The 24,707-nt window shown below is 67.4% G+C and carries 28 protein-coding genes; 10 read left to right on the top strand and 18 right to left on the bottom strand.

Going from position 1 to position 24,707, the window contains the following annotated elements; translation table 11 throughout:
* Positions 1-279: 279 nt before the first annotated feature.
* The gene (locus AC5P56_RS18260) at positions 280-597 is read left to right on the top strand and encodes a YrhB domain-containing protein (RefSeq protein ID WP_239510533.1); all 318 of its coding nucleotides are present in this window, start codon (positions 280-282) and stop codon (positions 595-597) included.
* A 96-nt stretch (positions 598-693) separates the two neighbouring features.
* Here the strand turns inward: AC5P56_RS18260 and AC5P56_RS18255 are convergent, their stop codons facing one another.
* The 4 genes from AC5P56_RS18255 to AC5P56_RS18240 all read right to left on the bottom strand — a co-directional run bounded on the left by AC5P56_RS18255 (position 694) and on the right by AC5P56_RS18240 (position 5,241).
* Positions 694-2,016, bottom strand: coding sequence for an ABC transporter permease (locus tag AC5P56_RS18255; RefSeq protein ID WP_032956233.1), 1,323 nt, complete (start codon positions 2,014-2,016; stop codon positions 694-696).
* Positions 2,017-2,029: 13 nt separating this feature from the next.
* Entirely contained in the window at positions 2,030-3,187 is a 1,158-nt protein-coding gene (locus tag AC5P56_RS18250; protein ID WP_014035671.1) for an ABC transporter permease, read from the bottom strand.
* A 14-nt stretch (positions 3,188-3,201) separates the two neighbouring features.
* Positions 3,202-3,891: an ABC transporter ATP-binding protein gene (locus tag AC5P56_RS18245; RefSeq protein WP_004137569.1), complete on the bottom strand. Its 690-nt coding sequence runs from the start codon at positions 3,889-3,891 to the stop codon at positions 3,202-3,204.
* 102 nt (positions 3,892-3,993) lie between these two features.
* The gene (locus tag AC5P56_RS18240) at positions 3,994-5,241 is read right to left on the bottom strand and encodes an efflux RND transporter periplasmic adaptor subunit (RefSeq protein ID WP_014645641.1); all 1,248 of its coding nucleotides are present in this window, start codon (positions 5,239-5,241) and stop codon (positions 3,994-3,996) included.
* A gap of 202 nt (positions 5,242-5,443) precedes the next feature.
* On the opposite strand from AC5P56_RS18240, the gene AC5P56_RS18235 reads away from it, so the two are divergent.
* The 3 genes from AC5P56_RS18235 to AC5P56_RS18225 are packed head-to-tail and all read left to right on the top strand — an operon-like array spanning position 5,444 to position 7,391.
* On the top strand, positions 5,444-5,572 hold the full coding sequence (locus AC5P56_RS18235; RefSeq protein WP_257473236.1) for a hypothetical protein: 129 nt from the start codon (positions 5,444-5,446) through the stop codon (positions 5,570-5,572).
* Positions 5,569-6,792 carry a sensor histidine kinase gene (locus AC5P56_RS18230; RefSeq protein ID WP_032956229.1) on the top strand — a complete coding sequence of 408 codons (1,224 nt, stop codon included), beginning with the start codon at positions 5,569-5,571 and terminating at the stop codon, positions 6,790-6,792. Before AC5P56_RS18235 ends, AC5P56_RS18230 begins: the two co-directional genes overlap by 4 nt.
* The gene (locus tag AC5P56_RS18225) at positions 6,789-7,391 is read left to right on the top strand and encodes a response regulator transcription factor (RefSeq protein ID WP_014645643.1); all 603 of its coding nucleotides are present in this window, start codon (positions 6,789-6,791) and stop codon (positions 7,389-7,391) included. The genes AC5P56_RS18230 and AC5P56_RS18225 overlap by 4 nt, the downstream gene beginning before the upstream one ends.
* Positions 7,392-7,937: 546 nt before the next feature.
* Here the strand turns inward: AC5P56_RS18225 and AC5P56_RS18220 are convergent.
* The 10 genes from AC5P56_RS18220 to AC5P56_RS18175 all read right to left on the bottom strand — a co-directional run bounded on the left by AC5P56_RS18220 (position 7,938) and on the right by AC5P56_RS18175 (position 16,443).
* A complete protein-coding gene (locus tag AC5P56_RS18220) occupies positions 7,938-8,474 on the bottom strand; it encodes a cytochrome b (protein WP_075076380.1) in 537 nt (178 codons plus the stop codon).
* Entirely contained in the window at positions 8,471-9,574 is a 1,104-nt protein-coding gene (locus AC5P56_RS18215) for a catalase family peroxidase (RefSeq protein ID WP_075076379.1), read from the bottom strand. Before AC5P56_RS18215 ends, AC5P56_RS18220 begins: the two co-directional genes overlap by 4 nt.
* A gap of 136 nt (positions 9,575-9,710) precedes the next feature.
* Positions 9,711-11,078: a leucyl aminopeptidase family protein gene (locus AC5P56_RS18210; RefSeq protein WP_005411979.1), complete on the bottom strand. Its 1,368-nt coding sequence runs from the start codon at positions 11,076-11,078 to the stop codon at positions 9,711-9,713.
* A 3-nt stretch (positions 11,079-11,081) separates the two neighbouring features.
* Positions 11,082-11,801, bottom strand: a complete 720-nt coding sequence (locus tag AC5P56_RS18205) for an HAD family hydrolase (protein ID WP_049441851.1) — start codon at positions 11,799-11,801, stop codon at positions 11,082-11,084.
* Between the two features lie 74 nt (positions 11,802-11,875).
* Positions 11,876-12,343 carry a hypothetical protein gene (locus AC5P56_RS18200; RefSeq protein WP_227863879.1) on the bottom strand — a complete coding sequence of 156 codons (468 nt, stop codon included), beginning with the start codon at positions 12,341-12,343 and terminating at the stop codon, positions 11,876-11,878.
* A 91-nt stretch (positions 12,344-12,434) separates the two neighbouring features.
* Entirely contained in the window at positions 12,435-13,544 is a 1,110-nt protein-coding gene (locus tag AC5P56_RS18195) for an AI-2E family transporter (RefSeq protein ID WP_032961455.1), read from the bottom strand.
* A 67-nt stretch (positions 13,545-13,611) separates the two neighbouring features.
* Complete coding sequence (locus AC5P56_RS18190) at positions 13,612-14,067, bottom strand: hypothetical protein (protein WP_014645650.1); 456 nt, start codon at positions 14,065-14,067, stop codon at positions 13,612-13,614.
* The gene (locus AC5P56_RS18185; protein WP_014645651.1) at positions 14,064-14,534 is read right to left on the bottom strand and encodes a phage holin family protein; all 471 of its coding nucleotides are present in this window, start codon (positions 14,532-14,534) and stop codon (positions 14,064-14,066) included. Before AC5P56_RS18185 ends, AC5P56_RS18190 begins: the two co-directional genes overlap by 4 nt.
* 8 nt (positions 14,535-14,542) lie before the next feature.
* Positions 14,543-14,908: a hypothetical protein gene (locus AC5P56_RS18180; protein ID WP_004153835.1), complete on the bottom strand. Its 366-nt coding sequence runs from the start codon at positions 14,906-14,908 to the stop codon at positions 14,543-14,545.
* 101 nt (positions 14,909-15,009) lie between these two features.
* Entirely contained in the window at positions 15,010-16,443 is a 1,434-nt protein-coding gene (locus AC5P56_RS18175; protein WP_014645652.1) for a Do family serine endopeptidase, read from the bottom strand.
* A 490-nt stretch (positions 16,444-16,933) separates the two neighbouring features.
* Here AC5P56_RS18175 and AC5P56_RS18170 point away from each other — a divergent pair, with 490 nt between their 5' ends.
* Positions 16,934-17,800: a histone gene (locus AC5P56_RS18170; RefSeq protein WP_495231843.1), complete on the top strand. Its 867-nt coding sequence runs from the start codon at positions 16,934-16,936 to the stop codon at positions 17,798-17,800.
* A gap of 107 nt (positions 17,801-17,907) precedes the next feature.
* Positions 17,908-18,594 carry a hypothetical protein gene (locus AC5P56_RS18165; RefSeq protein WP_014645654.1) on the top strand — a complete coding sequence of 229 codons (687 nt, stop codon included), beginning with the start codon at positions 17,908-17,910 and terminating at the stop codon, positions 18,592-18,594.
* 15 nt (positions 18,595-18,609) lie between these two features.
* On the opposite strand, the gene AC5P56_RS18160 is transcribed toward AC5P56_RS18165, so the two are convergent.
* Positions 18,610-18,969, bottom strand: a complete 360-nt coding sequence (locus tag AC5P56_RS18160; protein ID WP_014645655.1) for a DUF1428 domain-containing protein — start codon at positions 18,967-18,969, stop codon at positions 18,610-18,612.
* Positions 18,970-19,246: 277 nt separating this feature from the next.
* Here AC5P56_RS18160 and AC5P56_RS18155 point away from each other — a divergent pair, with 277 nt between their 5' ends.
* Both AC5P56_RS18155 and AC5P56_RS18150 read left to right on the top strand, forming a co-directional pair.
* Positions 19,247-19,819 (top strand): OmpO family porin, encoded by a 573-nt coding sequence (locus AC5P56_RS18155; protein WP_014645657.1) that lies wholly within the window; start codon positions 19,247-19,249, stop codon positions 19,817-19,819.
* 198 nt (positions 19,820-20,017) lie between these two features.
* Complete coding sequence (locus AC5P56_RS18150; RefSeq protein ID WP_032961444.1) at positions 20,018-20,701, top strand: response regulator transcription factor; 684 nt, start codon at positions 20,018-20,020, stop codon at positions 20,699-20,701.
* Between the two features lie 6 nt (positions 20,702-20,707).
* Here the strand turns inward: AC5P56_RS18150 and AC5P56_RS18145 are convergent, their stop codons facing one another.
* Positions 20,708-21,097, bottom strand: coding sequence for a DUF6165 family protein (locus AC5P56_RS18145; RefSeq protein ID WP_010486915.1), 390 nt, complete (start codon positions 21,095-21,097; stop codon positions 20,708-20,710).
* A gap of 178 nt (positions 21,098-21,275) precedes the next feature.
* Between AC5P56_RS18145 and AC5P56_RS18140 the strand changes: the two genes are divergently transcribed.
* The gene (locus AC5P56_RS18140) at positions 21,276-21,974 is read left to right on the top strand and encodes a TorF family putative porin (protein WP_495228437.1); all 699 of its coding nucleotides are present in this window, start codon (positions 21,276-21,278) and stop codon (positions 21,972-21,974) included.
* On the opposite strand, the gene AC5P56_RS18135 is transcribed toward AC5P56_RS18140, so the two are convergent.
* The gene (locus tag AC5P56_RS18135; RefSeq protein ID WP_329768298.1) at positions 21,971-23,119 is read right to left on the bottom strand and encodes an MFS transporter; all 1,149 of its coding nucleotides are present in this window, start codon (positions 23,117-23,119) and stop codon (positions 21,971-21,973) included. The two genes, AC5P56_RS18140 and AC5P56_RS18135, sit on opposite strands and share 4 nt — an antisense overlap.
* A gap of 143 nt (positions 23,120-23,262) precedes the next feature.
* On the opposite strand from AC5P56_RS18135, the gene AC5P56_RS18130 reads away from it, so the two are divergent.
* Positions 23,263-24,150, top strand: coding sequence for a LysR family transcriptional regulator (locus tag AC5P56_RS18130; RefSeq protein ID WP_014645661.1), 888 nt, complete (start codon positions 23,263-23,265; stop codon positions 24,148-24,150).
* On the opposite strand, the gene AC5P56_RS18125 is transcribed toward AC5P56_RS18130, so the two are convergent.
* Complete coding sequence (locus AC5P56_RS18125; RefSeq protein WP_014645662.1) at positions 24,119-24,586, bottom strand: YehS family protein; 468 nt, start codon at positions 24,584-24,586, stop codon at positions 24,119-24,121. The genes AC5P56_RS18130 and AC5P56_RS18125 overlap by 32 nt on opposite strands.
* Positions 24,587-24,707 lie beyond the last annotated feature (121 nt).

Genomic DNA, 24,707 nt, shown 5'->3' with positions numbered 1-24,707 from the left:
TATGGGCGCGTGGGGTGCTGCAAACCAACGTGGGGGGCGCGATTCTAGAATGTTTCCATTCGTAACTGTTTGTCTCGGCGCTGCTGGAAGTGCGCGAAAATGAATCGCAACCAACAATCCACAGATGCGCTGTGCGCAGCGTCACGCGCGCTGCGTTTGCGATGGGCAGAGGCATCGATAGCGGCACGAAGCTGGCACGCTTGAGTGGTTGCGACAACGCGTCGCAGTACGCGCTTGTATGCAGGCGCGCAGGCGTTGTGATGCACCTGCCCGCATGAAATGCTCTTCGCCTTGTCATCGAAGGCAGGAGACGAAGGAATGATCCAGCTTGAAGAAGCACGCCGTCGCGTGGAGGCTGCACTTGCCAGCGACGATGAGCCGGTTGCCATCACGCATGAGCACGAAGTGGTCGAAGGCTGGCTGTTCTGCTTCCAGTCGCTGCGCTACCTGCAATCCGGCGAAATCTCGGATGCATTGGCCGGCAATGGGCCGATCTTCGTCGACCGGCACACAGGCGAGCAGCACGCGCTGGGCACGGCGTATCCGCCCGAGGAGGTCCTTCGCCAGCATCTGGCCGCGCGCGGCCCCGCCGTCTGATGCTGCGGCGGCGGATTTCTGAGTTCGGCAACGTGAAAGGGACGGAGCCTTCGCTCCGTCCCCTTGCGTGATGCGCAGTCCACCGCTGCGCGATGCTCAGGTTTCGCGCAGCGCCGTGGTGATCGGCAGACGTGCCGCGCGCAGTGCCGGGAACAGGCCGCCGACCAGGCCGATGCCCAGTGCCCATTTCAGGCCGGTCCACAGCAGTTCCGGCGACACATGGAACTTGAACACCACTGCGCTGAAGTTGCTGCCGATGGTGGACACGCTGTAGCCGTTGAACAGCAGCCACGCCACCGCACAGCCGAGCAGGCCACCGAGCAGCGCCAGCAGCATCGTCTCCAGCATCACTGCCGTCACCACCGGCAGGCCGCGGAAGCCGATCGCACGCATGGTGGCGATTTCGCGGGCGCGCGTGGCGACGGCCGCATACATGGTGTTGAGCGCGCCAAACACCGCACCGACCGCCATGATCGTGCCGATCACCTTGCCAAGGATGTCGATCAACTTGGTCAGCCCGCCGCCCTGCTTGCTGTAGTACACGCGGGTGGTTTCCACGTCCAGTTTCAGGCGCGGGTCGGCGGCGACGGCGGCCTTGAACTGATCGAAGCCTGCCTTGCCCTCGGTGCGCACGCTGATCGACTGCCAGGCGCTGCGCTGGTAGGTGGTGGCCAGCGTATCGGCGTCGGTCCACAGTTCCGAATCATGCGCATCGCCGGTGGCGAACACACCCACTACGGTCCAGGTCTGGTTGCCCAGGGTCAGTGTCCTGCCCACCTCCATGTCGCGGAACTGGCCCTTGGCGCCCTGGCCGACCACGATCTCGCGCAGGCCAGTGGCGAACTTGCGCCCCTCGACGATCCTGACCTTGTCATGCACCGCCCATGCCTGCGGGCCCACGCCGCGGAACTGCGCGTTGACGTCGGTGCCATCGGACTTCGACACCAGGTTGACCACCTGCGACAGCTCCGGCGACAGCAGCGGCCGGCCCTGCGCATCGCGGCTGATGCCGGGCAGGGTGGACAGCATCGGTACCTGCTCGCGGGTGATCACTGAGTTGGTCTCGGCCTGCGAGCCACCGCGCAGCACGATGGCAGTGGTGTCATCGCCGGTGTTGTTGAGCGTGGCCTGGAAGCCTTCGCCCATCGCCAGCATTGCCACCAGCACGCCGACCACGCCGGCGATGCCGACCACGATCACCGAGGACGCGCCCCAGCGCTGCGGCAGGCTGGCCACGCCGATACGGGTGGCGGCCAGCGCCAGTCGCCCCCCGCGGGTCAGCAGAAGCCACAGGGCCACCAGCACGGTCACGGCCAGCACGCCGGTCCACGGCAGGCTGATCCACAGCACCAGGCCGACCGCCAGCAGCAGCACCGTCACGCCGTTGCCCAGCCACTTCTTGAGTTTGCTCTTGAACATGTCTGTGTTCTCCTCAGCGACCGGCCAGTGCGTCGACGATCTTCAGGCGCTTGGCACGCAGCGCCGGCAACAGGCCGACGATGATGCCGATCACCACGATCAGGCCCAGCCCCATCAGCCAGGTTGGCGTCGGCACGTGCGGCGGCAGCATGCCCATGCTCTTCGGGCCGATGGCCGGCAGGATCAGGGCGGCCAGGCCCATGCCGATCAGGCCGCCCAGGCCGATCAGCAGCACCGATTCCACCATCACCAGGGTCAGCACGGTGCTGTCCTTGAAGCCCAGCGTCTTCAGCGTGGCCAGCTCCGGCACGCGCTCGCGCACGGCCTGCGCCATGGTGTTGCCTGTCAACAGCAGCAGGGTGAAGAACACCGCGCCCATGATCGAGGTGACGATCATGCCGATATCCGCGAACTGCTTGACGAAGGCCTGCTGGAACGCCGATTCGGTCTGGGTCTTGGTCTCGTGGTCGGAGTTGGCCGAGATCGCGTCGATCGCCTGCGCCACCCGCGAAGAGTGGTCCGGGTTGTCCAGCGTTACCGTGTACCAGCTCACCTGGTTCTTGATGTAGTCGTTGGATTCATCGAAGTACTTCCAGTTCATCATCAACTGGCGTTCTTCGTTGGCGGCCAGCGCACGGTCCTTGGAACGGTAGATGCCCTTGAGCACCAGCGGCCAGTCGTTGCTGCCGCCACGCGGGAAGATCGTGGCCTGCAGCGGGATGGTGTCGCCGATCTTCCAGCCGAACTGCTTGGCCAGGGTTTCGCCGACGATGGCGCCGGTACGGGTCTGCTTCCAGTCTTCCAGCTGTGCCGGGTCGATCTGCAGCTCGCGGTAGACATCGAAGTAGTTGGGGGACACCGAGAAGTTCGGGAAGAAGTTCTTCGGGTCCTGGTAGATGCCGCCGAACCACATGCCATAGGCCACGTCGCGCACGCCGGCCACCTGCCGCACCTGGGCCTCCAGGCGGATCGGCAGCGACTGGGTGATCGACAGCCGCGATGCGACCACCAGGCGGTTGGCGCCTTCCACGCTGCCGCCGGAGGTGAATGCCACGCGCACCGAATCGAGCATGCCGAACAGCAGGAACGCGGCCACCACGGAGAGCAGGGTCAGCAACGTGCGGGTACGGCTGCGGAACAGCTGCGCCCACACCAACGAGAAGTATTTCATCGCCGTGGCCTCCGTCAGTGGGCCAGCGGCGCGTCGGCCAGCTCGCCCTTGTCCAGGTGCACCGTGTGCGTGGCGTACTCGGCGGCCTTCGGGTCATGGGTGACCATGATGATGGTCTTGCCATGCTCCCGGTTGAGCTGCTGCAGCAGGCCGAGGATCTCCTCGGCGGACTGGCGGTCGAGGTCGCCGGTCGGTTCGTCGCAGATCAGGAAGGTCGGGTCGGAGACGATCGCCCGGGCGATTGCCACGCGCTGCTGCTGGCCGCCGGACAGTTCATTCGGGCGGTGGCTGCGGCGGTCGGCCAGGCCGACCAGGGTCAGCGCGATCTCGGCGTTGCGGCGGCGCTGCGCCGCATTGAGGTGGGTCAGCAGCAGCGGCAGTTCCACGTTCTTCTGCGCGGTCAGCATCGGCATCAGGTTGTAGAACTGGAACACGAAGCCGACGTGGTGGCTGCGCCAGGTCGACAGCTGGCCGCCGCTCATCTGGTCGATGCGCTCGCCCTCGATGCTGATCTCGCCGCCGCTGGGGTTGTCCAGGCCGCCGATCAGGTTGAGCAGGGTGGTCTTGCCCGAGCCGGACGGGCCCATCAGCGCGACGAAGTCGCCGCTGGCGATGTCCAGGTCGATGCCGTGCAGCACCTGCACTTTCTCGGGGCCACGCTGGTAGGTCTTGGTGATGTTGCGCAGTGAAACCAGGGTCGACATGGGTGGTTCTCCACGGAAGGCGGGAAACGGGGAAGCGCCACGGCAGGGGCCGCAGGCGTGCGTCGAGCGGTGCTGCCGGCGGCGCCCGTGGGCGCCAGGCCGCTACTGCGCTTGTTTCTGTTGCACCTTGGCGCCATCGCGCAGGGTGTCCGGCGGGTTCAGCACCACCGATTCACCTGCGCTCACGCCCTTGAGGATCTGGCGGTCCTTGCCCATCGCCTGGCCGGCCTCGACCGTGCGCTGCTGCACGCGGCTTTCGTCACCCAGCACGAAGGCAACCGAGGCGCCCTCGCGCTGGACCACGGCGCCCGCCGGCACGCGCACGCCCTGCGGTTTGGCGGCCGCCTGCGGCTGCGCCTGCTCCAGGAAGCTGACGCGCACGCCCATCTCCGGCACGATGCGCGGGTCCTTCACCTTCAGCGCCACGCGCACCTTCACCGTGGCCTTGCCGCGGTCGGCGGTGGGGATGATGGCGATCACCTCGCCCGGAATCTTCCACTCCGGATAGGCGTTGAGCGTGGCTTCGACCGGCATCTTCGGCTGCACGCGGCCGATGAAGGCCTCGCCGACCTCGACTTCGATCTCCAGCGAGTCCATGTCGACGATGGTGCCGATGCCGGTACGGGTGAACCCACCGCCCGCCGACAGCGGCGAGACGATTTCGCCGGGCTGCGCGGCCTTGGCAGTGACCACGCCGGAGAACGGCGCGCGCACGATGTTGTTGTCCACGCCCAGATCGGCGATGGCCAGCTGGTCGTTGGCCACCTTGACGTTGCGCTGTGCGGTGTCCAGCTGTGCACGCAGGCTGTCACGCTGGGCCACCGCCTGGTCGTACTGCGAGCGCGACACCAGCTGCTGGCCGACCAGTGCCTGCAGGCGGCTGGCTTCAGCGGCCGCCTGCCTCTGCTGCGCTTCCAGCCCGGCCACCTGGCTGCGTGCGGCCTGCAGCTGCGAGGCATACAGGCTGCGCTGCGCGTCGGCATCGATCGGGTCCAGGGTGGCCATGATCTGGCCCTGTTCCACGCGCATGCCTTCCTCGATCATCACCTCGCGCACCTTGCCGGTGATCTTGGCCGATACCGTGGCCATGCGCCGGGCGACCACGTAGCCACTGGCATCGAGCACCGAACTGCTGGCGCTGCCCTGCTGGATGGCCACGGCGGGGGCGGTTTCCACGTCCACTGCCGGCGTACGCCCGAACAGGGCGAAGCCGACAGCGGCCAGCAACAACACGACCACGATGATCGCGATCCACAGCCAGCGGCGGCCACCGCCACTGCCGCCGGAGGCGGGCGGCGGCGATTTGCGGTCGATACGGAGTTCCTTCAACAGCTCGGCAGAAGCGTTCATTCGTTCCATCACAGGCGTTTGGGCGGGTGTGGCCGGAAGGGCGGACGGCGGCGGTTCCGGCGGTGGAGCGTGCGGCACAGCATGCAGGCAGGCACAGCGATGACGGCAGTGACAGCTGTCACCCGATGACACTGACGGCGGCAACTGCGAAACGTGACCACGGCGGCACAGGATGGCAACGTCCCCGCTACCGGTACCGCCCATGGATCCGATCACCCCGTCGCTGGCCCGCCACAGCCGCGCCGCCAAGCGTACCGTGATCCGCGCTCGGTTGCGCCGGTGCCGCCCGGCCGGTGGTGGCGCCTGCGCGCAGGCGGCTGAACTGGCATGATCGGCGGCGATCGTCCCCGCCTGGAACCGCCCGTGCCGTCGACATGGCTTGCCTCGCTGCTGCGCCCCGCGCCGGACTCGGCGGTGGCCGATACGCTGCGCCGGGGAAAATCGCCCTGGAGCGAGGCAGTCCACCTGCTGTGGTCGGTGTGGATCTTCCTGACGCCCTTGCTTGGCCACGGCTTCACCCTGCGCTGGCTGCTGCTGACGCTGGCCAGCTATCCGGTGTTCCTGCTGCTGTACGCCAAGGTGATGGTGGCGCCGCGCCATCACGCTCCGCGCTATGCGCTGGGCCTGATCGCGATGTCGCTGGTGCTGCTGCCCTGGTATCCGTCCGGGCTGACCTACTTCGTGTTCGGCTGCGTGCTGCTGCGGGTGAGCGGACGCGGTGGCTGGTGGCAGTATCTGCTGCAGCTCACTGGCCTGAACCTTCTGTTCTGCAGCCTCGCGCTGCTGTTCCAGTACCCGTGGCAGAGCCTGGTCTGGATCCCGGCCGTGTCCTACATCGTGGGGCTGGTCGTGAACGTGGAAGCGCTCAACCAGCAGAAGGATGCGGCACTGCAGCTGTCGCAGGACGAGGTGCGGCGGCTGGCGGCCACTGCCGAGCGCGAACGCATCGGCCGCGACCTGCATGACCTGCTCGGCCACACCCTGTCGCTGATCACATTGAAGCTGGAGCTGGCGCGCAAGCTGCACGACCGCGGCGACGCGCGCGCGCGGCTGGAGATCGGCGAGGCCGAGGCCATCGCCCGCGAAGCGCTGGCACAGGTGCGCAGCGCGGTTACCGGCATCCGCGCCAGCGACCTGGCCGGTGAGCTGGCATCGGCGCGGCTGCTGCTGGAATGCCAGCAGGTCCACCTTCAATACGCACCACCACCGGCGATGCCGGTGGATGTCGAACGCGGGCTGGCGCTGGTGCTGCGCGAGGCCGCAACCAATATCGTGCGCCATGCACAGGCGACACAGGCACGGGTGGAGTTCATGCTGGAGGGACGCATGCTGGCGATGCAGATCCGCGACGATGGCCGTGGCGGCGTGCAGGCCGAGGGCAACGGGCTGAGCGGCATGCGCGAACGCGTGGCCGCCCTGGGGGGCAGCCTGCAGGTACAGTCCGCAAAGGGCGAGGGCACGCGACTGACCGTGCGCGTGCCACTGGCTGCCGCGACCACACCGTTGCCGCCGGGAGCGCCGCCGTCGCTGGCACAGGACGGTGCCGCATGATCCGCATCCTGCTGGCCGAGGATCAGGCGATGGTGCGCGGTGCACTGTCGGCGTTGCTGGGCCTGGAGCCGGATATCGAGGTGCTGGGCAGCGCCGCCGATGGCGAAACCGCGTGGCGGATGCTGCAGCAGCTGCAACCGGACATCCTGGTCACCGACATCGAGATGCCCGGCCTGTCCGGGCTCGAGCTTGCCCAGCGCATCGCGCGCCACGAGCTGCCGATCAAGGTGGTGATCGTGACCACCTTCGCCCGCGCCGGTTTCCTGCGCCGCGCGCTGGAAGCCGGCGTGCTGGGCTACCTGCTGAAGGATGCACCGGCCGAGAACCTGGCCGATGCCCTGCGCAAGGTGAAACAGGGCATCCGTGCGATCGACCCGCAGCTGGCACTGGATGCGTGGTCGCAGGCCGATCCGCTGACCGACCGCGAGCGCCGCGTACTGCGGCTGGCGGGCGAGGGCCGCACCGCCAGCGAGATCGCCGAGCAGCTGGGGTTGTCGCACGGTACGGTGCGCAATTACCTGTCCGAGTGCATCGGCAAGCTGGGTGTGGCCAACCGGATCGAGGCGTACCGGCTGGCGCGGCAGAAGGGGTGGTTGTAGCGGATCATTTCCGCGCCTGCGGAGAGGTGTCACTTTCTTTGCTCGTGCAAAGAAAGTAACCAAAGAAACACGCCGCCAGAGCGCGAGCCGTCGCTACGCGACGGTTCCCTGCGCTTCTCGGCGAATCAGGGGACGGCGCCGAACTCGCTGCGCTCAGACACCGGCGCCTCTTCGCCCCTGATTCCCCTGCGATGCTCGGCTCGCTCAAGGCGGACCCAAGGTCAAGAACCACAGCTGCACGACGATATTTGGTAGCGCCGGGCCGTGTCCGACGAGTGAAGCGGCCGCTTTCGCCTTTGATCTTGAGTCCGCCTTCAAGCGAGCCGAGCACCGCAGGACCGGCGAGGGCGAAGAGGCGCGGGTGTCTGAGCGCAGCGAGTTCCCGCGCCGTCCCTCGACGGACCGAGGAGCGCAGGGCACCGGCGTGCGAAGCACGCCGGCTCGCGGCCGGCGGAGCGTTTCTTTGGTTACTTTCTTTGCGCGCAAAGAAAGTGACACCCCCCGCGGTCGCGGAAACAATCCGCCGGGAACGCCCGGCGAATCCTTTCAATCCTTCCCGCGCGCCATCGCCTGGAACACCCCGTCACGCCGCACCCACAGGTGGAACAGCGCCGCACCCACATGCATCAGCACCGTGGCAAACAACACATAGGCCAGCAGGCTGTGCGCATTGCGCAACGCGGCATACAGCGCCGGGGTATGCGGCACGATCGGCGGCAGGTGCAGGCCACCCCACAGCACGATCGGGTAACCGCCGGCCGACAGCATCGCCCAGCCGATCAGCGGCATCGCCAGCATCAGTGCGTACAGCATCCAGTGCGAGGCCTTGGCCGCCATCACCTGCCACACAGGAAGATCCGCCGGCAGCGGCGGTGGGCGATGACGCAGCCGGTTGTACAGGCGCAGCAACACCAGTACGCCGATAGTGATGCCCAATGGGCGGTGCAGGTCGATCAGCATCGGCCGCAAGTGCAGCGAGGCGACCATGGTCACGCCAATGAACAGCATGGCGATGATCATCAGCGCCATGGACCAGTGCAGCACCCGCGCCAGCAGGTTGAAGTGGCCGTTGCCGGTGCTCATCGTACGGCCTCCTTCCGTTGCTCGACGTTGCCGGTGGCGCGCTCGCGTTCGCGGCGGTTGAAGGACTGCGAATACACGGCCGAGCGGGCCGCCAGGATCGGATCGTCACTGCCACGCACGCCGCTGGGCAGGATCAGCGGATCGAAATTGATCTGCCCGCAGGCGCCCTGTTCCTGCGACTGCATGCGGTCCAGGCTGAGTACGCCGGCCACTACCTGGTCACGCGATTCGGGCCACGGTACCGACGGATCATCGATGGCATCGCCCGGCTCGGCGGTGGTCACGACCAGGTTCCAGCGCACCGGGCCGCTGGCCAGGCGCTGCTGCAGTTCCTGGCTGAGGAAATCGACGCTGGCCTGCTTGCGGGTTTCCGCATCCATCTCCACCACCGGCGCCTGCGGCTGCCAGCGCCAGCGCACCGCGCGCTTCTGGCCCTGCGCATTGGTGAACCAGAAGCTGTTGACGCTGTTGAAGGTGGTGTCGGCCCAGCTGCTGGTCCACGGCGCGGTCTTGGCCCACTGCTGGAAAGCCTGCGCACTGGGGTATTTGGCCAGCACCGCGGCCATCTTCTGCGGATCGGGCTTGCCGGTGGCCGGGTCGGGAATGGAGGCGCGGGTCTGCTCGTAGAACGCCTCTGCGCTGGGCACGGCGAAGAACGGGAAGCTGTTCATCGCCATGCGCCATTCCTGGCCATCATCGCTGACCATCTGCACCGCGAGGCTGCGCACGCGTGCGGTGTTGTCGGCGCCGTAGGGGTCGCCGCCGCCGATCGACAGGCGGCCCATCACTGGCACGCGGCGTTGCGAGAACACCCGTGCGCTGGACAGGGTGGGGGCCTGCGCGCTGGGTTCGAACCAGCCGCTCACGCAGATGCCCTTGCTGTGCGCGCGGCGGAAGCCCGGGTGGGCCGGGCCGGTGGCCTCGATGGTGTCGGTGAAGCGCTGCGCGGTCAGGCGGTTTCCAATCCAGCCGGCCAGCCAGGCGAAGGCCAGCGCGACCGCACCCAGAATGAGTGCGATCAGTGCGATCCAGAGCAGGGGTGAATGCTTGCGTGGCGCGCCCGGCGTCTGGCCAGCGCGGGTGTAGCGGAAGAGCGACATGGTCGGAGTCCTGCCTTCACGGAGCGTGTGGGTGGTCGACCCACACATCCTCGCAGAACCCGGCCGGGGCCGAAATTCAATTTTTCGTCAGATTTTCCGGGGACGGGGTGCCGACCAACGGTCGGCACCCACCCGATCAGCTGTAGCGCTGCTTCAGCATCGCCCACGCCGAGCGCAGCGCCAGCGCTTCGCCACCGGCCGGACGGCCCGGGCGCTCGCCGTCGTTCCAGGCATACACATCCAGGTGCGCCCAGCGCTGGCCGTCTTCCAGGAAGCGCTCCAGGTACAGCGCGGCGGTCACCGAGCCGGCCATGCGCGAACCGGCGTTGGCCAGGTCGGCGATGCCGCTGCTCAGGTAGCGCAGGTAGGGGCGCCACAGCGGCATGCGCCAGACCGGGTCGCGGGTCGCGTCACCGGCCTGCAGCCACTGCTGGGCCACCGTGTCGTCGTTGCTGAACAGTGCCGGCAGGTCCGGGCCCAGTGCGATGCGCGCGGCACCGGTGAGGGTGGCGAAGTCCAGCACCAGGTCCGGCTTCTGCTCACCGGCGAAGGTCAGCGCATCGCACAGGATCACGCGGCCTTCGGCATCGGTGTTGTCGATCTCCACGCTCAGGCCCTTGCGGGTGGCGATCACTTCGCCCGGGCGGAAGGCATCCGGACCGATCGCGTTTTCCACCGCCGGCACCAGCAGGGTCAGCCGCACCGGCAGCCCGCGCGCCATCACCAGGCCGGCCAGGGCCAGTGCGTGCGCGGCGCCGCCCATGTCCTTCTTCATGTTGCGCATGCCGTCGGCTGGCTTGATGTCCAGCCCGCCGGTATCGAAGCACACGCCCTTGCCCACCAGCACCAATGCCGGATCGGTTTCCCTGCCCCAGCGCAGCACGACCAGGCGCGGCGCACGATGCGAAGCGCGGCCCACGGCGTGGATGGCCGGGAAATTCTGCTTCAGCAGTTCGTCGCCGGTAATCGCCTCGACCTGCGCACCATGTGCATCGGCCAGCGCGCGCGCGGCGTCTTCCAGCTGCTGCGGGCCCATGTCTTCGGTCGGGGTGTTGACCCAGTCGCGCACGCGCAGGCTGGCGGCGATCAGGTCGGCCACTTCGCCGGTCGGCGAGGCCACCAGCTGCGCCGGTGCGCGATTGCGCTTGCGATAGCGGTCAAAGCGGTAGCTGCCCAGGCCCCAGCCCAGCTGCAGCAGCGCCAGTTCGGCGGCCGGCAGTTCATTGGCCAGCTGCCAGACGCTGCCTTCCGGCAGCGCGTGCGGCGCATGCGCATAGCTGTAGGCATCGGCACGATCACCCACGCCCATCACGGCACCGGCCAGGCCATCGGCGCCCGGCAGCAGTGCCACGCTGTGGGCGCCGGCGTTGAAGCCCTGCGATGCCAGCCACGCCTGCGTGGCAGCCGGCTGGCTGTCCTTCCAGGCGGCGAACTGCTCGCGGTCCAGCACGTACAACGGCAGCGCCGCAGCGGTGTCGGCGGTGAAACCAGTGATCTCGCTCATGCGTCAGGTACTCCGGGGTGCGGCGGCGTCGAGGTTGGCATCCAACCAGTCGGCCAGGCCGGTAAGGGTGTCGAACTGCAGGTCCGGCTGCAGCTGCGGATGGGTCCAGGTGGCTGCGTCGCGGTTGATCCAGCAGCCGCGCAGGCCGGCGGCAATCGCCCCGGCCACGTCCATGTCGGCATGGTCGCCGACGTGCAGCACCTGTGCCGGTGCCACACCCAGGCGGGTGCACGCGGCATGGAAGATGCTGGCTTCGGGCTTGGCCGCGCCGTGTTCGCGCGAACCCAGCTGGAAGGCGAAATGATGGGCCAGGCCGATCCGCTCCAGATCGGCATTGCCGTTGCTCAGCGCCGCCACCGGTACCCGTGCGGCAATGCGCGCCAGCGCGTCGATCGCATCGGGATAGCACTCCACCTGGTTGCGCGCGGCGTAGAACACTTCATACGCAGGCTCCAGCAGATCGAGGCTGGCACCGCTGGTGTGCAGTGCTTCGTGCAGGGTCAGCCGGCGCAGCGCACTCAGGTCGTGGTGGAGGTGCGGATGGGCGTGGTACAGCCGCTCGCGCAGTTCGCGCATCGCCTCCACCGGATACATCGCGGCGGTAGCGGGGCTGTGTTCGCACATCCAGGCGTGCAGGACCTGTTCGATGCGGGCGCCGATCGGAGCGAACGGCCACAGCGTGTCGTCAAGGTCGAGGGTGATGGCTTGGACGGGGAAATTCACCTCGCCATTCTACCCCTGCCCGCGCGGGCTTTCATGCGGCGCGGCGGGCGGGTGGGCACTGTGGCTGGGCCGGGTCAGCGCAGGTTGTACGAGCAGGCGATGGTGGTCTGGCCGTCGAACTGCTGCACGTCCAGGTTGTGCCGCCCAACTTCCTTCGTGTAGGTGCCTGCTACCGGGTCGGACAGCTTCGCCAGTGCCGCGACCTGTTCCACACTGGCCGAGCTGAAGTACGCGGTGAAACTGTCGATGCCATCCTCGCCGCTGTCGCCGTCATAGGACTGCAGCCGGTTCACGGGCTGGCCCAGCACCATCAAGGGCGTGGTCAGCCGGAACTCGCCGCTGGATTCGCCGTCCTGCGCCCTTGCCGGGGCCGGTGCCAGCATCCGGGCCATGGCGTCGAACTGCATGGGCGTGAGGTGCCGCTTGCAGGTAACCGCCTCAGCAAGCTGGGTGCGCGCCTGATCGGCAGTCGGCGGTGTCGCGGCGAACGCGGGAGCGGCAATGCAGGCCAAGGCAAGGCAACGCGTGGCGAGAGAGTTCATACGAGCGGATCCATCCGGGTAGGGCGCCATAGTCTGCCACTTCGTCCCTGTTTCTGGTTCCGCCACCTGCGTCCATCCGTTGTTGATGCCGTCACTCCAGCAGGCGTGCCCAGCCCTGCATGCCATCCAGGCGTGCCAGCACCAGCTTGATGCACACCAGCAGCGGCACTGCCAGCAGCAGCCCGATCATGCCCCAGGCCCAGCCGAACACCATCAGCGCCAGGATCAGCACCAGCGGCGACAGCTTCATGCGCCGGCCCAGCACGATCGGGGTCACCATCTGCCCTTCCAGGGTGTGCAGGCCCAGGTAGGCGGCGGCCGGCAGCAGGGCCTGCAGCGGGTCGCGGAACTCGACGAAGCCCATCAACAGCATCAATGCCACGCCGATCAGCGGGCCCACGTACGGGGCGAAGTTCAGTAGTGCAGCCACCGTGCCCCACAGCAGTGCTTCCTGCAGGCCGATGCCGAGCAGCATCAGCACGCCGGCGAACACCAGCCCGACCAGGGTGTTGATGACGCTGATGGTCAGCACGTAACGCGAGACCTCCCGTTCGATCGAACGCAGGATGTCGGTGGTGAACCGCTGCTGCTGGCGGTTCGGGAACAGGGCGATCGCTGCGCGCTGCAGGCTCTGCCCGTAGATCATGAAGAACAGGGTCAGCAGCACCACCGCCAGCACCGACGCGGCCAGGCGCGGTGCACGGGTCAGCATGCGGTATGGATCGTCCAGCTGGGTGCGGATCACCTGCACCTTGTGGTTGCTGTCACCGCCGGCCACGCGGGCGAAGTTTTCCGCCGCCTGGTTGGCCTGCTGCACCGGCTTGGTCAGGTCCTGCACCTGCCGGGCCACCTTGCGCAGCTGCTGCGGTGCTTCCTGCGCCCATTCCATCGCCGGACCGATCAACTGCACCGCCAGCGAACCGGTCACGCCCAGCCCGGCGCCGAGGATCAGCAGTGCGCCCAGCGCGCGCGGAATCCACAGCTTCTGCAGCAGGCGCAGGATCGGGTTGCCGACCAGTGCGAAGAACATCGCCAGCAGCACCGGCAGGATGATGTCCTGCGCGGCCCACAGCGTGTAGCCCACCGCCAGGGTGGCCAGGACCACCAGCGACATCGGCCCGCGTGGACGCGACGGGGGCGGCAGCGGCGCCTCCGCACCCTGCGGATCGGCTGGTGACGGGGACAGGAGGGACTCGCTCATCGACGCACCAACCGGGAAGGGGAGCGCATTATCCGCCGGCCGCGATCGGCGCGGCGGAGTGCCTGGATCAACGTTCGGACAGCTCGGTGGCGGCTTCGGCCGGGCGCGGTTCGCGCGGTTCCGGTTCGGGTTCCGGGCGGGGGGCAGGTGCCGGCCGTGCGTTGGCGGCGGAGGCCGCCGCCTGTGCCTGTTCGCTGGCATCGTCGGCTTCTTCGGCCGCGTCGTCGGCGGTCGCTGCAGCCTGTGCCGCCATCGCCGTGGCAAACGCCGCCTGGGCACTGGCGAACAGGTTCGAGACCGAACCGACCATCTGCAGCCAGCGCGCACCGTTGACCTTGCCGGGCACTTCCAGCTTGCCGGCGATGAAGCCACCGGCCAGGCCGACCACCACGATGCGCAACGGCGACCAGCCCTTTCGCCAGACGTCGCTGAGCGTGGACCAGTGGTCCTGGGTCTCGCCCAGGCGCACGGTCACCACCTGTTCGCAGCGTTTCACCCGCCGCTGCAGCGCGCCGAACTTCATGGCTTGCCCTCGGGCAGCTGCACGCCGGCATCGGGGTCGTCTTCGCTGGGCTCGTCGAACAGGCCCAGGCGTGACAGCTGGCGCCGGGTGGCATGCATGCCGGTGTGGTGGAAGAAGTAGGACACCCGCCAGATCGCGTAGCCGGTGACGGCCAGGCTCAGCAGCGAGGTGATCAGCAGCGCCTGCAGCCAGCTAAGGCCCCAGCTCTGCAGCAGGGCGATGAGGGTGGCCGCCATCAGCAGCCAGGCCGAGGCACCAAATACGATCGCCACGCCGGCCCAGGCCAGCGCACGGCCGAAGGCACTGCGGGCCAGGGCGAAGTCGGCCGAGGCCAGCCGGCGCAGCGAGCGCACGGTGTGCTTGGCCGAATCGGCAGCGGCACGACCGGCCGCGCCGACCTGGCGGATGCTCTCATCCAGCGGCGGGGTGGCCGCCGGATCAGGGGCTTGCGCGTTGTCTTCGCTCACGCCGCGGCTTACTTGTCGCTGCTGCCGCGGGCCAGCTTGGCGATGATCCAGCCGGCAGCGAAGGCGACGCCGAACGATGCCAGCGGACGCTCACGGATCAACTCGGCGGCGCTGTCGATCAGGTCCTTGCCCTTGTCCATCAACGCGTCAACCTGTTCCTTGGCAGCGGCACCACCGAATTCGGCGGCGGCCAGGCCAGACAGTGCGCTGTCGGACAGTTCGGCCTTGACGTTGGCCTTGCCAATGCGCAGCTCGTCGGTCGCGGCACCGGTTGCGCCCTTGATCGCACCGCCGGCGGCCGTGGCGGCCTGCTTCAGGTGGGAACCGGCTTCACCCAGGTGTTCCTTCAGGTTCTCGGTATTGGTGGGGCTCATCGAATCACTCCTGTTGCGATGGGGGAACGGGTGTCGGCGGTGCCGACCTGGACTGACAGCAATAGCATTGCCGGGGTATAGGGGGTGTTACGGCAGGGCGATCAGCGCATCACGAGCTGGCCCTGCTGCTGGCCATTGTTGCGCAGCACGCGCACCACCAGGGTCGGCGGGCGCTGCTGGAAGTTGGCGCGCCAGCTGGCCAGGTCGGCGAATTCACCCACGGTGGCGTCGGTGATGATGTCGCCCTGCTGCAGGCCGTTGCTGGCCGCGCGGCTGCCACGCTTGACCTCGCTGACCAGCACGCCGCCGACACCCGACTGTCGCAGCGACTCGGGCAGGTCGACGAAGGTGGCACCGGTCAACCGCGGGTCCAGGCTCTCGCCGGTGACCGCACGCGCCTGTTCCTTCAGCGTGGCCTTGATCTGCACGGGCTTGCCTTCGCGGCGTACATCCAGCGTCATCGGGCTGCCGACCGCAGCCAGGCCTTCCACGTTGTGCAGGGCTTCGGCGCTGTCCACGCGTTGGCCGTTGGCCGAGACCACCACGTCGCCCGGCTTCAACCCGGCCGCGGCGGCCGCCGAACCGGCCAGCACGCGGGTGATCAGCGCACCGCGCGTTTCGCCCAGGCCCAGCCCCTGCGCGATCTGCGCGGTCAGGTTCTGGCTCTCCACGCCCAGCGTGCCGCGTACCACCACGCCGTGCTTGACCAGCTGGTCGACCACGCTGCGCGCCAGGTTGGACGGAATCGCCAGGCCCAGGCCGATGTTGCCGGCCATGCTGCCCTGCGGGTTGAAGCTGGCGGTATTGATGCCGACCAGCTGGCCCTGCAGGTCGACCAGGGCGCCACCGGAATTGCCCGGGTTGATCGACGCATCGGTCTGGATGAAGTTCTGGTAGCCCAGGCCACGGATGCCGCTGCGGCCCACCGCCGAGACGATGCCCGAGGTGACCGTCTGGCTGAAGCCGAACGGGTTGCCGATGGCCACCACGAAGTCACCGACCCGCAGCTGGTCGCTGTTGCCGAGCTTGATGTCGGTCAGGTTCTGCGCCGGGATGCGGATCAGCGCGATGTCGGTATCGCGGTCCGAACCGAGGAACTCGGCCTTCACCGTGCGCCCGTCGGCCAGTGTCACCTGCACGTCATCGGCGTTGTCGATGACATGGTGGTTGGTCAGCACCAGGCCTTCCTTGGCGTCGATGATCACGCCCGAGCCCAGCGATTCGTTGATGCGCTCCTGCGGGATATCCGGGAACAGGCGGCGGAAGAACGGGTCGTTGAAGAACGGGTTGCGCACGCGCACCACCTGCTTGGTGTTGACGCTGACCACGGCCGGCATCGCCTTTTCCAGCATCGGCGCCAGCGAAGGCACCGCCTGTCCGGCCACCGCGGCCGGCAACGCGGCGGTGGTCGGCAGCACCGCTGGCAGCGGTGCTGCATCGGCACGGTTGTCCAGGTGGGCATTGATGCCGGTGGCAACGAAGCCACCGAAGGCGGCGGCGATTGCGAGCGTGAGCAGGGTGGGAAGCGGTCGCATGGTTGTCGGTTCGCTGGCGTGGGTGGGGGCGGTTCGGCCCTACGGTAAAACAAGCTGAATGAGTGTGTCGCGATCTGGATAAATGCGCCATGAAAACCGCAGGCCGCGAAAGGCGAGTGAGGAGGCTGACAGCATGGCTGTGGCGACACCGCACAGGCGACGCCTGCACCACCGAAGACGATCGCCGGGGGCGCCGACACAGACCGATACCTGCGCAGTTCCGCGCAACCGGGTGCCGCAATGCGCCACAGCACGCATCGGATGCCGCGTCCGTGCAACGGCACGCAACGGCCATCTTCGACCACGCGCTTGCTGTGGCGTAGTCCTTAAAAAAAGGCGTTTCCTGTGAACCCGCCGCTTCCGCGGCAGTGGTGGGCTACACCATGGCCGTCGCATCAGATGCGATTGCGGGCGCGTGCCCCGTTCCACGATCGTCAATGTCGGTATAGCATCGCCCCGTTTTGATACTTAAGGCCCCCAGGAGGGCAACATGAGCAACGGTAATGGTGTGTCGGTCGTGACCGACGCCGTCGAGAACGTCAAAGAAGCCGCCACCAACGTTGGCGAGACCATCGCCCACGCCGCCGAAGACGCCGTGAAGTCGGTCAAGAAGACCGTCAAGCGCGCCACCAAGGCGGCCGGTACCCGCGTTGCCAAGGCCAAGAAGGCCGTGGCCAAGGTCGAGAAGACCGTTGCCAAGAAGGCCGACAAGGCCGCCAAGTCGGTCGGCAAGACCGTTGCCAATGCCAAGAAGAAGCTGGAAGCGGCCAAGAAGAACGCCAAGGCCGAAGCCGCTGCCCTGAAGAAGGAAGTGGCCAAGAAGAAGGCCGCTGCAGGCAAGGCTGTGACCAAGAAGGCCGCTGCCGCCAAGAAGACCACCAAGGCTGCCGGCAAGAAGGTCGCCACCGTGAAGAAGGCCGCCACCAAGAAGGCCGCCGTCGCGAAGAAGACCGTTGCCAAGAAGACCGCGGCCGCCAAGAAGGTCGCCACCACCAAGAAGGCTGTGGCCAAGAAGACCGTCGCCGCCAAGAAGGTCGCCGGCAAGAAGGCCGTGGCTGCGAAGAAGGTTGTCGGCAAGAAGGTTGCCGCCACCAAGAAGGTCGCCACCAAGAAGACCGCGGCCGCCAAGAAGGTTGTCGGCAAGAAGGCTGCCGTCGCCAAGAAGGCTGTTGGCAAGAAGGCCGCCGTCGCCAAGAAGGCTGTCGGCAAGAAGACCGCCGTCGCCAAGAAGGCGGTGGGCAAGAAGGTTGCCGCCACCCGCAAGACGGTCGCCAGGAAGGCTGCGCCGCTGAAGAAGGTCGCCGCCAAGAAGGCTCCGGGCAAGAAGGCCGTGCGCAAGGTCGCCAAGCGCAAGTAATCGCGCCGTGACCGAAGGCCCTGCCACCCACCGGGTGGTAGGGCCTTTCGCGTTTCTGGGGCGCTACCTGGGGCAAGATGCAGGTTCTTCCCGCCGGAGCCCCGACCATGCGCGGTATCGACTTCAGTTCCTGGCAGGGCGTGCTGTCCACGTTGGCCGGCCTGGTCCTGATCACCCTGCTCGGCGTCGGCATCCGCCTGCTGGTGATGCAGACCCTGCAGCAGCGCCGCGAGCGCGAGAACCGGCAGATCAACGAACGGCTGCGCACGCTGATGGCCGCCTACAAGACCCTGGGCGGTTCGTTCACCGGCGAGCTGGGCGTGGATCCCAGCCATCGTCGCGACCTGCGCCAGCGCGAAGATGCCGACGGCATCGCCGAGCCGCGCTCGGACCGTGCGCGGCGCATCCGCGATGCGGTCGAGGCCGCGCTGTCGGACATCCTGCTGCTGGGCACCGACGAACAGGTGCGGCTGGCCACGCGTGCCGCCAACGAACTGGCACAGGGGCGGCCGGTGCATACCCACGAACTGGTGGTCTCGCTGCGCGACTTCGTGCGCGAAGCGCTGGATCTGGCCCCGATTCCGGCCGATCTGCAGATTCCACCGCAGGGGCCGACCCGGCCCGTTGCCAGTGGTGGCGGCAAGGGCCGTAACGACGGCGATGCCAAGGGCGGCCGTGCAGGCGGTGGCGGTGGTGGTGGAATGGGCGCCGGCATGGGCGGCATGGGCCTCGGTGCCGGCGCCGCACTGGGCGCCGGCCATGCTGCTGCCAGCGATGAAACGGACGCGCGCTGAGCACGTCCGCCGGGTTCAGCGCGTCAGCTCGTAGAGCGGCACGAAGCCGCCGTAGATCATCCGCGCGCCGTCGAACGGCATCGGATTCTTCGTTGGATCAAACCGCGGGTCCTCCATCATCTTCTTCATGCCGGCGTCGCGGGTCGGCTTGTCCGGCCATTCGATCCAGGAAAACACCACCGTCTCATCCGGCGTGGCTTTCACCGCGCCGAAGAAGTCGGTGGTCTTGCCGTGCGGCACGTCATCGCCCCAGCACTCGACCACGCGCAGCGCGCCGTACTCGATGAAAACGGGATCCCCTGTGCGTGCATGGGCGAGGAACTTCTCCTTGTTGGCGGTGGGCACCGCCAGGACGAAACCGTCGATGTAGCTCATTGCCTGCCTCCGGATGGACCGTGCCACATGCACGGCCTTCAGGTACACGACGAACCAGGGGATCGGGGATCGACAACGGTGGACAGTGAAGAAACCTGAAAAATGCACGCGCGCCGCGCGCGTATGCCAGACGCAGCCTGAATCAAGCCAAAAAATTCAGCAATGCGAAGACCGCTGTTTTCAGGGAGCGTTGTGGCGAATAACGGAGAATTTACATTCCCGATGCGATGGCGCCCTGGCGCTGCTGCACACCATAAGAAAGTAAAGGTGTACCCCCATGAAGAATTCGCTGATTGCTCTGGCCCTGGCCGCTGCCCTGCCGTTCACCGCTTCGGCTGCTGAGAACCTGTCCTACAACTACGCCGAAGCCGACTACGCCAAGACCGACGTTGAAGGCATCAAGGCCGACGGCTGGGGCGTGAAGGGTTCCTACGGCTTCCTGCCGAACTTCCACGCCTTCGGCGAATACAGCCGCCAGGAAATCGACCACACCAACCTGAAGGTTGACCAGTGGAAGGTCGGTGCCGGCTACAACGTTGAAATCGCTCCGAGCACCGACTTCGTTGCCCGCGTTGCCTACCAGAAGTTCGACCGCAAGCACGGTCTGGACTTCAACGGCTACAGCGCTGAAGCCGGTATCCGCACTGCCTTCGGCGCCCACGCCGAGGTCTACGGCATGGTCGGTTACGAAGACTACGCCAAGAAGCACGGCGTCAATCCGGATGGCCAGTGGTACGGCCGCCTGGGTGGTCAGGTCAAGCTGAACCAGAACTGGGGCCTGAACGGCGAGCTGAAGATGAACCGCCACGGCGACAAGGAATACACCGTCGGCCCGCGCTTCAGCTGGTAATTGCTGCCTCGGCGCGATTGCGCGCTGGAGACGCCCCAACAGGCCCGGCATTTGCCGGGCCTGTTGCGTTTGCGCCGTGGCAAACCGGAATGCTGTCTGACTGGCGGAATGCGCGGGCCAGCCATTGCAAGGAATTGGATTCCGCCGCTGCGGGCACCGACCTACGTTGGATGTCCCATGTTGCCTGGACATGCCGCAATGCCGCTGACCCTCCCGCCTCTGCTGCCTGATCGGCCACGACGCCTGGCGCTGCTGGACCCGCACCCGGTACTGCGGTTGGGCGTGGAAGTGCTGCTGCGCCAGCACGCGGGTGTGCAGGTACGGGTGAGCCTGTCCAGCGAGGCGCACCTGCTGCACCTGCTGGAGCGCAGCCCGACGTGTGTCGACCTGCTGCTGATCGATGCGTTGCCCATGGGCGACCTGGGCGATGGGTTGGCCCTGTTGCACGTGCTGTCGCAGCGCTGGCCGGCACTGCCGGTGCTGGTGCTCTCGGCACACTGCAATGCCAGCACGGTGGCCACCGCGATGCGTGCCGGTGCGCGCGGCTTCCTGTCCAAGTCGACGCCACCGGACGTGTTGCTGCGTGCCATTGATGTGGTCGCCCGGGGAGGGCGCTTCGTGCCACCGGAGCTGCGCGCGGAACTGAACCTGCCGGGCACGCGTGCACGCAGAATGCCGGCCCCGGCACTGGTGCCGTTGAGCCAGCGCGAACGGGAAGTGCTCGGGCTGGTGCTGAAAGGGGTCAGCACCAGCGAAATGGCCCTGCGATCGGGGCGTTCAGCCAGCACGATCAGCTCGCAGAAAACCTCGGCCTACCGCAAGCTCGGCATCCGCGGCGACGGTGACCTGTTCCGCTTCCGCCACCTGCTGGAATGCGGATGAGCGGCGTTACTCGCCCTGGTACTGCTTCTCTTCCACCAGTGCAGAACCGGCCACGCGGTTGATCTCGTTCTTCACCTGCACGCGCTCGCCATTGGTGCCATAGACACCGCGTGCCAGCTGGATGAATGCATCATCGAACACCTGGGCCGCTTCCTTGTCGCGCAGCTGGTCCTGGATGTCCCACATACGCTCGTTGATCGCCTTCAACTGCTGCTGCAGCGCGGCCAGGGCCGGCTGTGCCTGCAGCTGCTGCTGCAACAGGGGCAGCAGGCCGTCCAGCTCGGTGCGCACGTTGGCCAGCTTGGCGGCATCGTCGATGCGCTCGGCCTTGATCTGGAGAATGGTGATCTTGTCGATCAGCTCGCCGATCGATACCGGGGTCAGGATGGCGTCCACGCGGTTGGTTCCTGGAAACAGGGCGCCATGATACCGCGCCGCTGGCGCATGGCCCCGATCCACGGGATTTACGCCGAATTTGCGCCGCGGCCCGGGCCGCACCCTCGATCCGTTACGGCCACGCGCTGGACACTGCCGTCCCGGCGGCGTGACCGCCTTCGACGAGGAACACAGTGCAGTGAACAGCAAGGGGACGATGGCGGCGGTGGTGGCCGCCCTGGCAGGGCTGCTTGGCATGGGCAGCGCGCAGGCACAGGTGCAGGTCAGTGGCAGTGCGGCCTTGACCAGTGACTACGTGTGGCGCGGCAGCTCGCAGAGCGATGGTGACCCGGCGGTGCAAGCCGGCGCGAAGATCTCGATCCCATCGGGCTGGTACGCCAGCGTGTGGGGGTCCAACGTCTCGTTCAAGCCGGACAATGGCGCGCGCAGCGAGTTCGACCTGGTGGCGGGCTGGTCCGGCGCGCTGGCACCGGACTGGACGCTGGATGCGAACCTGACCCGCTATGTGTATCCGGGTACCGGTCGTGCGCTGGACTGGACCGAACTCAACACCACCGTGACCTGGAAGCAGCGCGCCTGGCTGCAGGTCGCGCATTCCAACGATGCGTTGGCCGGTGGCCATCGCGGAACCTATGCCCAGCTGGGCGTGCGTGTGCCGTTGCGCGAACGCGTCCGCCTGGAAGCAGCGGTGGGCCAGTACTGGCTGGCCACCGCGCAGGGCCCGGATTACCTGCATGGCCAGCTCAGTGCCATTGCCACGCTGACTCCGGCATGGGAGCTGCGCGCCACCGTGCATGACACCGACAGCGCGGCCAAGCGACTGTTCCCGGGCAATGCCGGTGGACGCTGGGAGCTGGCGCTGCAGGGCAGCTTCTAGTTCGACGATGCCGCCTGGCGCGCGCGCAGCGCGCCGGGCAGCCACAGCAGCAGGGCCAGCACGGCCACGGCGGCACCGGCCACGCAGACGCCGGTCCAACCGTAGCGCTGGTAGACCTGCGCCGACAGCAGCGAACCCAGCGAGCCGCCGATGAAGTAGCCGGTCATGTAGCCGGCATTGAGGCGGTTGCGCGCCGCGGGCTGCAGCGCATAGATCAGATTCTGGTTGCTGACGTGCAGCAGCTGTGCGGCCAGGTCCAGCACCACCACGCCGATCAGCAGCGCCAGCAGCGAGTGGGCCGACAGCCCCAGTGGCAGCCACGACAGCAGCAACAGCACCAGCGCGATGGCAGTGGCGCGTCCGGTCTGGCCGCGATCGGACATGCGCCCGGCCAGGCCGGCCGCCAGCGTACCGGCTGCACCGACCAGCCCGAACAGGCCGATGGTGGCATCGCTGTAGGCGTACGGTGGCTGCGCCAGCAGGAACGCGAGCGGGGTCCAGAAAATCGCGAACATGGCAAAGCTGCAGGCGCCCAGCAGGGTGCGCTGGCGCAGCACCGGCTCCTGCACGAACAGCACGCCGATCGAGCGCAGCAAGGCGAAATAGCCCAGGCCGGCGCTGTGGTGGAATCGCGGCAGGCCGCGCTGCAATGCCAGTGCGGTCAGCACCAGGGTGCCGGCAGCGATGGCATACACCAGGCGCCAGTCACCCAGGCTGGAAAGCAGGCCGGCCACGGTACGCGCCAGCAGGATGCCCAGCAGCAGGCCACTCATCAGCGTGCCGACCACGCGGCCACGATGTTCCGGCGCGGCCAGCGTGGCCGCGAACGGCACCAGCACCTGTGCCACCACCGAAAACAGTCCGGTGATTGCGGTCCCGACCAGCAGCCAGGCCAGCGACGGCGCGCAGGCACTGATCACCAGGCCACCGGCCGACAGCAGGCTCATCACCACGATCAAGCGGCGGCGCTCGAACAGGTCACCCAGTGGCACCAGCAGGATCAGTCCGGCGGCATAGCTCAGCTGTGCTGCGGTAACCACCATGCCGACCTGGCCGAACGGCACGCCGAAGGCATCTGCGATGGTGTGCAGCAGCGGTTGCGCATAGTAGTTGCTGGCCACGGCCACGCCGGTGGCGACCGACATCAGCAGCACCTGCCAGCGGTGCAGAGGGGGAAGGGAGGGGCTCACGCGGTGTTCCAGGAAGCGGGGTGCACAGTGTCCGCCTGCTGCGGTCATGATGGAAATGAATCATCATCATCCTTGTCATCTGAAAACAAGATAGCTGGATGAACCTCAAGCAGCTCGAGTTTGCCGTCGCCCTGGCCGAGGAGGGCAATTTCACCCGTGCCGCCGAGCGCTGCCACGTGGTGCAGTCCGCGCTCAGCCACCAGATCGCCCACCTGGAACAGGAACTGGGTGCCACGCTGTTCGAGCGCCTGCCACGCCAGGTGCGGGCTACCGCCGCCGGCGAGGCGTTGCTGGTGCACGCACGCCAGGTGCTGGCCAGCCTGCGCCACCTGCGCGCCGACGTGGCCGCCGTCAGTGGCGAAGTGCGTGGCCTGCTGGCCATCGGGCAGATTTCTTCGCTGACCGACATCGACGTCGTGGCGATGCTGGCGGCCTTCCAGCGGGTGCACCCACAGGTGGAGTTCCAGCTGCGCGTGGACAAGAGCGAAGACCTGATCGCACAGGTGCAGTCGCGCGCGCTGGATGTGGCACTGGTCGGCCTGGCGCCGTCGGCAGCGCTGGATGGCGTCTGCCACCAGGTGCTGCAGGAGGAGGATCTGGTAGCGGTACTGGCGCCGTCGCACCGGCTCGCCGGGCGCACGCGGCTGCCATTGACCGCACTGCAGGATGAAGCGCTGGTCGACTTCCCGCGCGGTACCGGTGCGCGCCGGCAGACCGACGATGCCTTCGCCGCCGCTGGCCTGCCGCACACGGTGCGTTTCGAGGTCAACCTGATGGAACTGGTCGAGCGCTTCGTCCGCCACGGATTGGCGGTGGGCATCGTGCCGGCGTTGATCGCCGAAGGTTTCCAGGGCGTGGTTCAGATTCCACTGCAGCCGACCCCGACCCGGCGCGTACACCTGGTCTGGCAGCGGCTGCCGACGCCGGCCGCGCGCGCCTTCGTCGAGGCCGTGCTCAGCCGCGCAGGCGCAGGCTCAGGCCCTTGAGGAAGTTGCGCAGCATCTGGTCCAGGCAGCGCCGGTAGTTGGTGTGCCCGGGCTGGCGGAACAACGCACCGACTTCCGACTTGGACACGTTGAAGCCGGCGCTGGCGAAGATCTCCATCAGGTCCACGTCGCGCAGCTGGAAGGCCACGCGCAGCTTCTTCAGCACCAGGTTGTTGTCGATGCGGGTTTCCACCGCACGCTGCGGCTGGCTCTCGTCGCGACCGCGCAGGTGCACGATCAGGCCATCGAGGAAGTGCGCCAGTGCGCTGTCGTTCATCGCCTCGAAACCGGCTTCGTCCTCGCGGCGCAGCCAGGCCTTCACCTGCTCGGTATCCACGGCGAAGGCCGGGTCGGCCATCTGGCACAGGGTGACCACGTGCTGGTCACCCAGGTCCAGGGAGTAGCGCACGCTGCGCAGGACATCATTGTTGATCATGGCGCAATTGTACCGGTCACCCCGACACGTGGGGTCGCCGCCCCGGATCTGGCCGATCCGGCAACACGGGTGCTGCCGGACGGTGCCAGAATGGGGATCTGGTTTTCCCCCTGGAGTTGCC

Source organism: Stenotrophomonas sp. YJH_SMC_131 (genome assembly GCF_059367975.1).
This window is presented reverse-complemented; position numbering and strand designations above follow the sequence as displayed.

Bases quoted from the DNA above. Each gene is read 5' to 3' on its own strand.
- AC5P56_RS18260 (WP_239510533.1), top strand. From the start codon at position 280: ATGCTCTTCGCCTTGTCATCGAAGGCAGGAGACGAAGGAATGATCCAG.
- AC5P56_RS18255 (WP_032956233.1), bottom strand. From the start codon at position 2,016: ATGTTCAAGAGCAAACTCAAGAAGTGGCTGGGCAACGGCGTGACGGTG.
- AC5P56_RS18250 (WP_014035671.1), bottom strand. From the start codon at position 3,187: ATGAAATACTTCTCGTTGGTGTGGGCGCAGCTGTTCCGCAGCCGTACC.
- AC5P56_RS18245 (WP_004137569.1), bottom strand. From the start codon at position 3,891: ATGTCGACCCTGGTTTCACTGCGCAACATCACCAAGACCTACCAGCGT.
- AC5P56_RS18240 (WP_014645641.1), bottom strand. From the start codon at position 5,241: ATGAACGCTTCTGCCGAGCTGTTGAAGGAACTCCGTATCGACCGCAAA.
- AC5P56_RS18235 (WP_257473236.1), top strand. From the start codon at position 5,444: ATGGATCCGATCACCCCGTCGCTGGCCCGCCACAGCCGCGCCGCCAAG.
- AC5P56_RS18230 (WP_032956229.1), top strand. From the start codon at position 5,569: ATGATCGGCGGCGATCGTCCCCGCCTGGAACCGCCCGTGCCGTCGACA.
- AC5P56_RS18225 (WP_014645643.1), top strand. From the start codon at position 6,789: ATGATCCGCATCCTGCTGGCCGAGGATCAGGCGATGGTGCGCGGTGCA.
- AC5P56_RS18220 (WP_075076380.1), bottom strand. From the start codon at position 8,474: ATGAGCACCGGCAACGGCCACTTCAACCTGCTGGCGCGGGTGCTGCAC.
- AC5P56_RS18215 (WP_075076379.1), bottom strand. From the start codon at position 9,574: ATGTCGCTCTTCCGCTACACCCGCGCTGGCCAGACGCCGGGCGCGCCA.
- AC5P56_RS18210 (WP_005411979.1), bottom strand. From the start codon at position 11,078: ATGAGCGAGATCACTGGTTTCACCGCCGACACCGCTGCGGCGCTGCCG.
- AC5P56_RS18200 (WP_227863879.1), bottom strand. From the start codon at position 12,343: ATGAACTCTCTCGCCACGCGTTGCCTTGCCTTGGCCTGCATTGCCGCT.
- AC5P56_RS18195 (WP_032961455.1), bottom strand. From the start codon at position 13,544: ATGAGCGAGTCCCTCCTGTCCCCGTCACCAGCCGATCCGCAGGGTGCG.
- AC5P56_RS18190 (WP_014645650.1), bottom strand. From the start codon at position 14,067: ATGAAGTTCGGCGCGCTGCAGCGGCGGGTGAAACGCTGCGAACAGGTG.
- AC5P56_RS18180 (WP_004153835.1), bottom strand. From the start codon at position 14,908: ATGAGCCCCACCAATACCGAGAACCTGAAGGAACACCTGGGTGAAGCC.
- AC5P56_RS18175 (WP_014645652.1), bottom strand. From the start codon at position 16,443: ATGCGACCGCTTCCCACCCTGCTCACGCTCGCAATCGCCGCCGCCTTC.
- AC5P56_RS18170 (WP_495231843.1), top strand. From the start codon at position 16,934: ATGAGCAACGGTAATGGTGTGTCGGTCGTGACCGACGCCGTCGAGAAC.
- AC5P56_RS18165 (WP_014645654.1), top strand. From the start codon at position 17,908: ATGCGCGGTATCGACTTCAGTTCCTGGCAGGGCGTGCTGTCCACGTTG.
- AC5P56_RS18160 (WP_014645655.1), bottom strand. From the start codon at position 18,969: ATGAGCTACATCGACGGTTTCGTCCTGGCGGTGCCCACCGCCAACAAG.
- AC5P56_RS18155 (WP_014645657.1), top strand. From the start codon at position 19,247: ATGAAGAATTCGCTGATTGCTCTGGCCCTGGCCGCTGCCCTGCCGTTC.
- AC5P56_RS18150 (WP_032961444.1), top strand. From the start codon at position 20,018: ATGCCGCTGACCCTCCCGCCTCTGCTGCCTGATCGGCCACGACGCCTG.
- AC5P56_RS18135 (WP_329768298.1), bottom strand. From the start codon at position 23,119: ATGTCGGTCGCCACCGGCGTGGCCGTGGCCAGCAACTACTATGCGCAA.
- AC5P56_RS18130 (WP_014645661.1), top strand. From the start codon at position 23,263: ATGAACCTCAAGCAGCTCGAGTTTGCCGTCGCCCTGGCCGAGGAGGGC.
- AC5P56_RS18125 (WP_014645662.1), bottom strand. From the start codon at position 24,586: ATGATCAACAATGATGTCCTGCGCAGCGTGCGCTACTCCCTGGACCTG.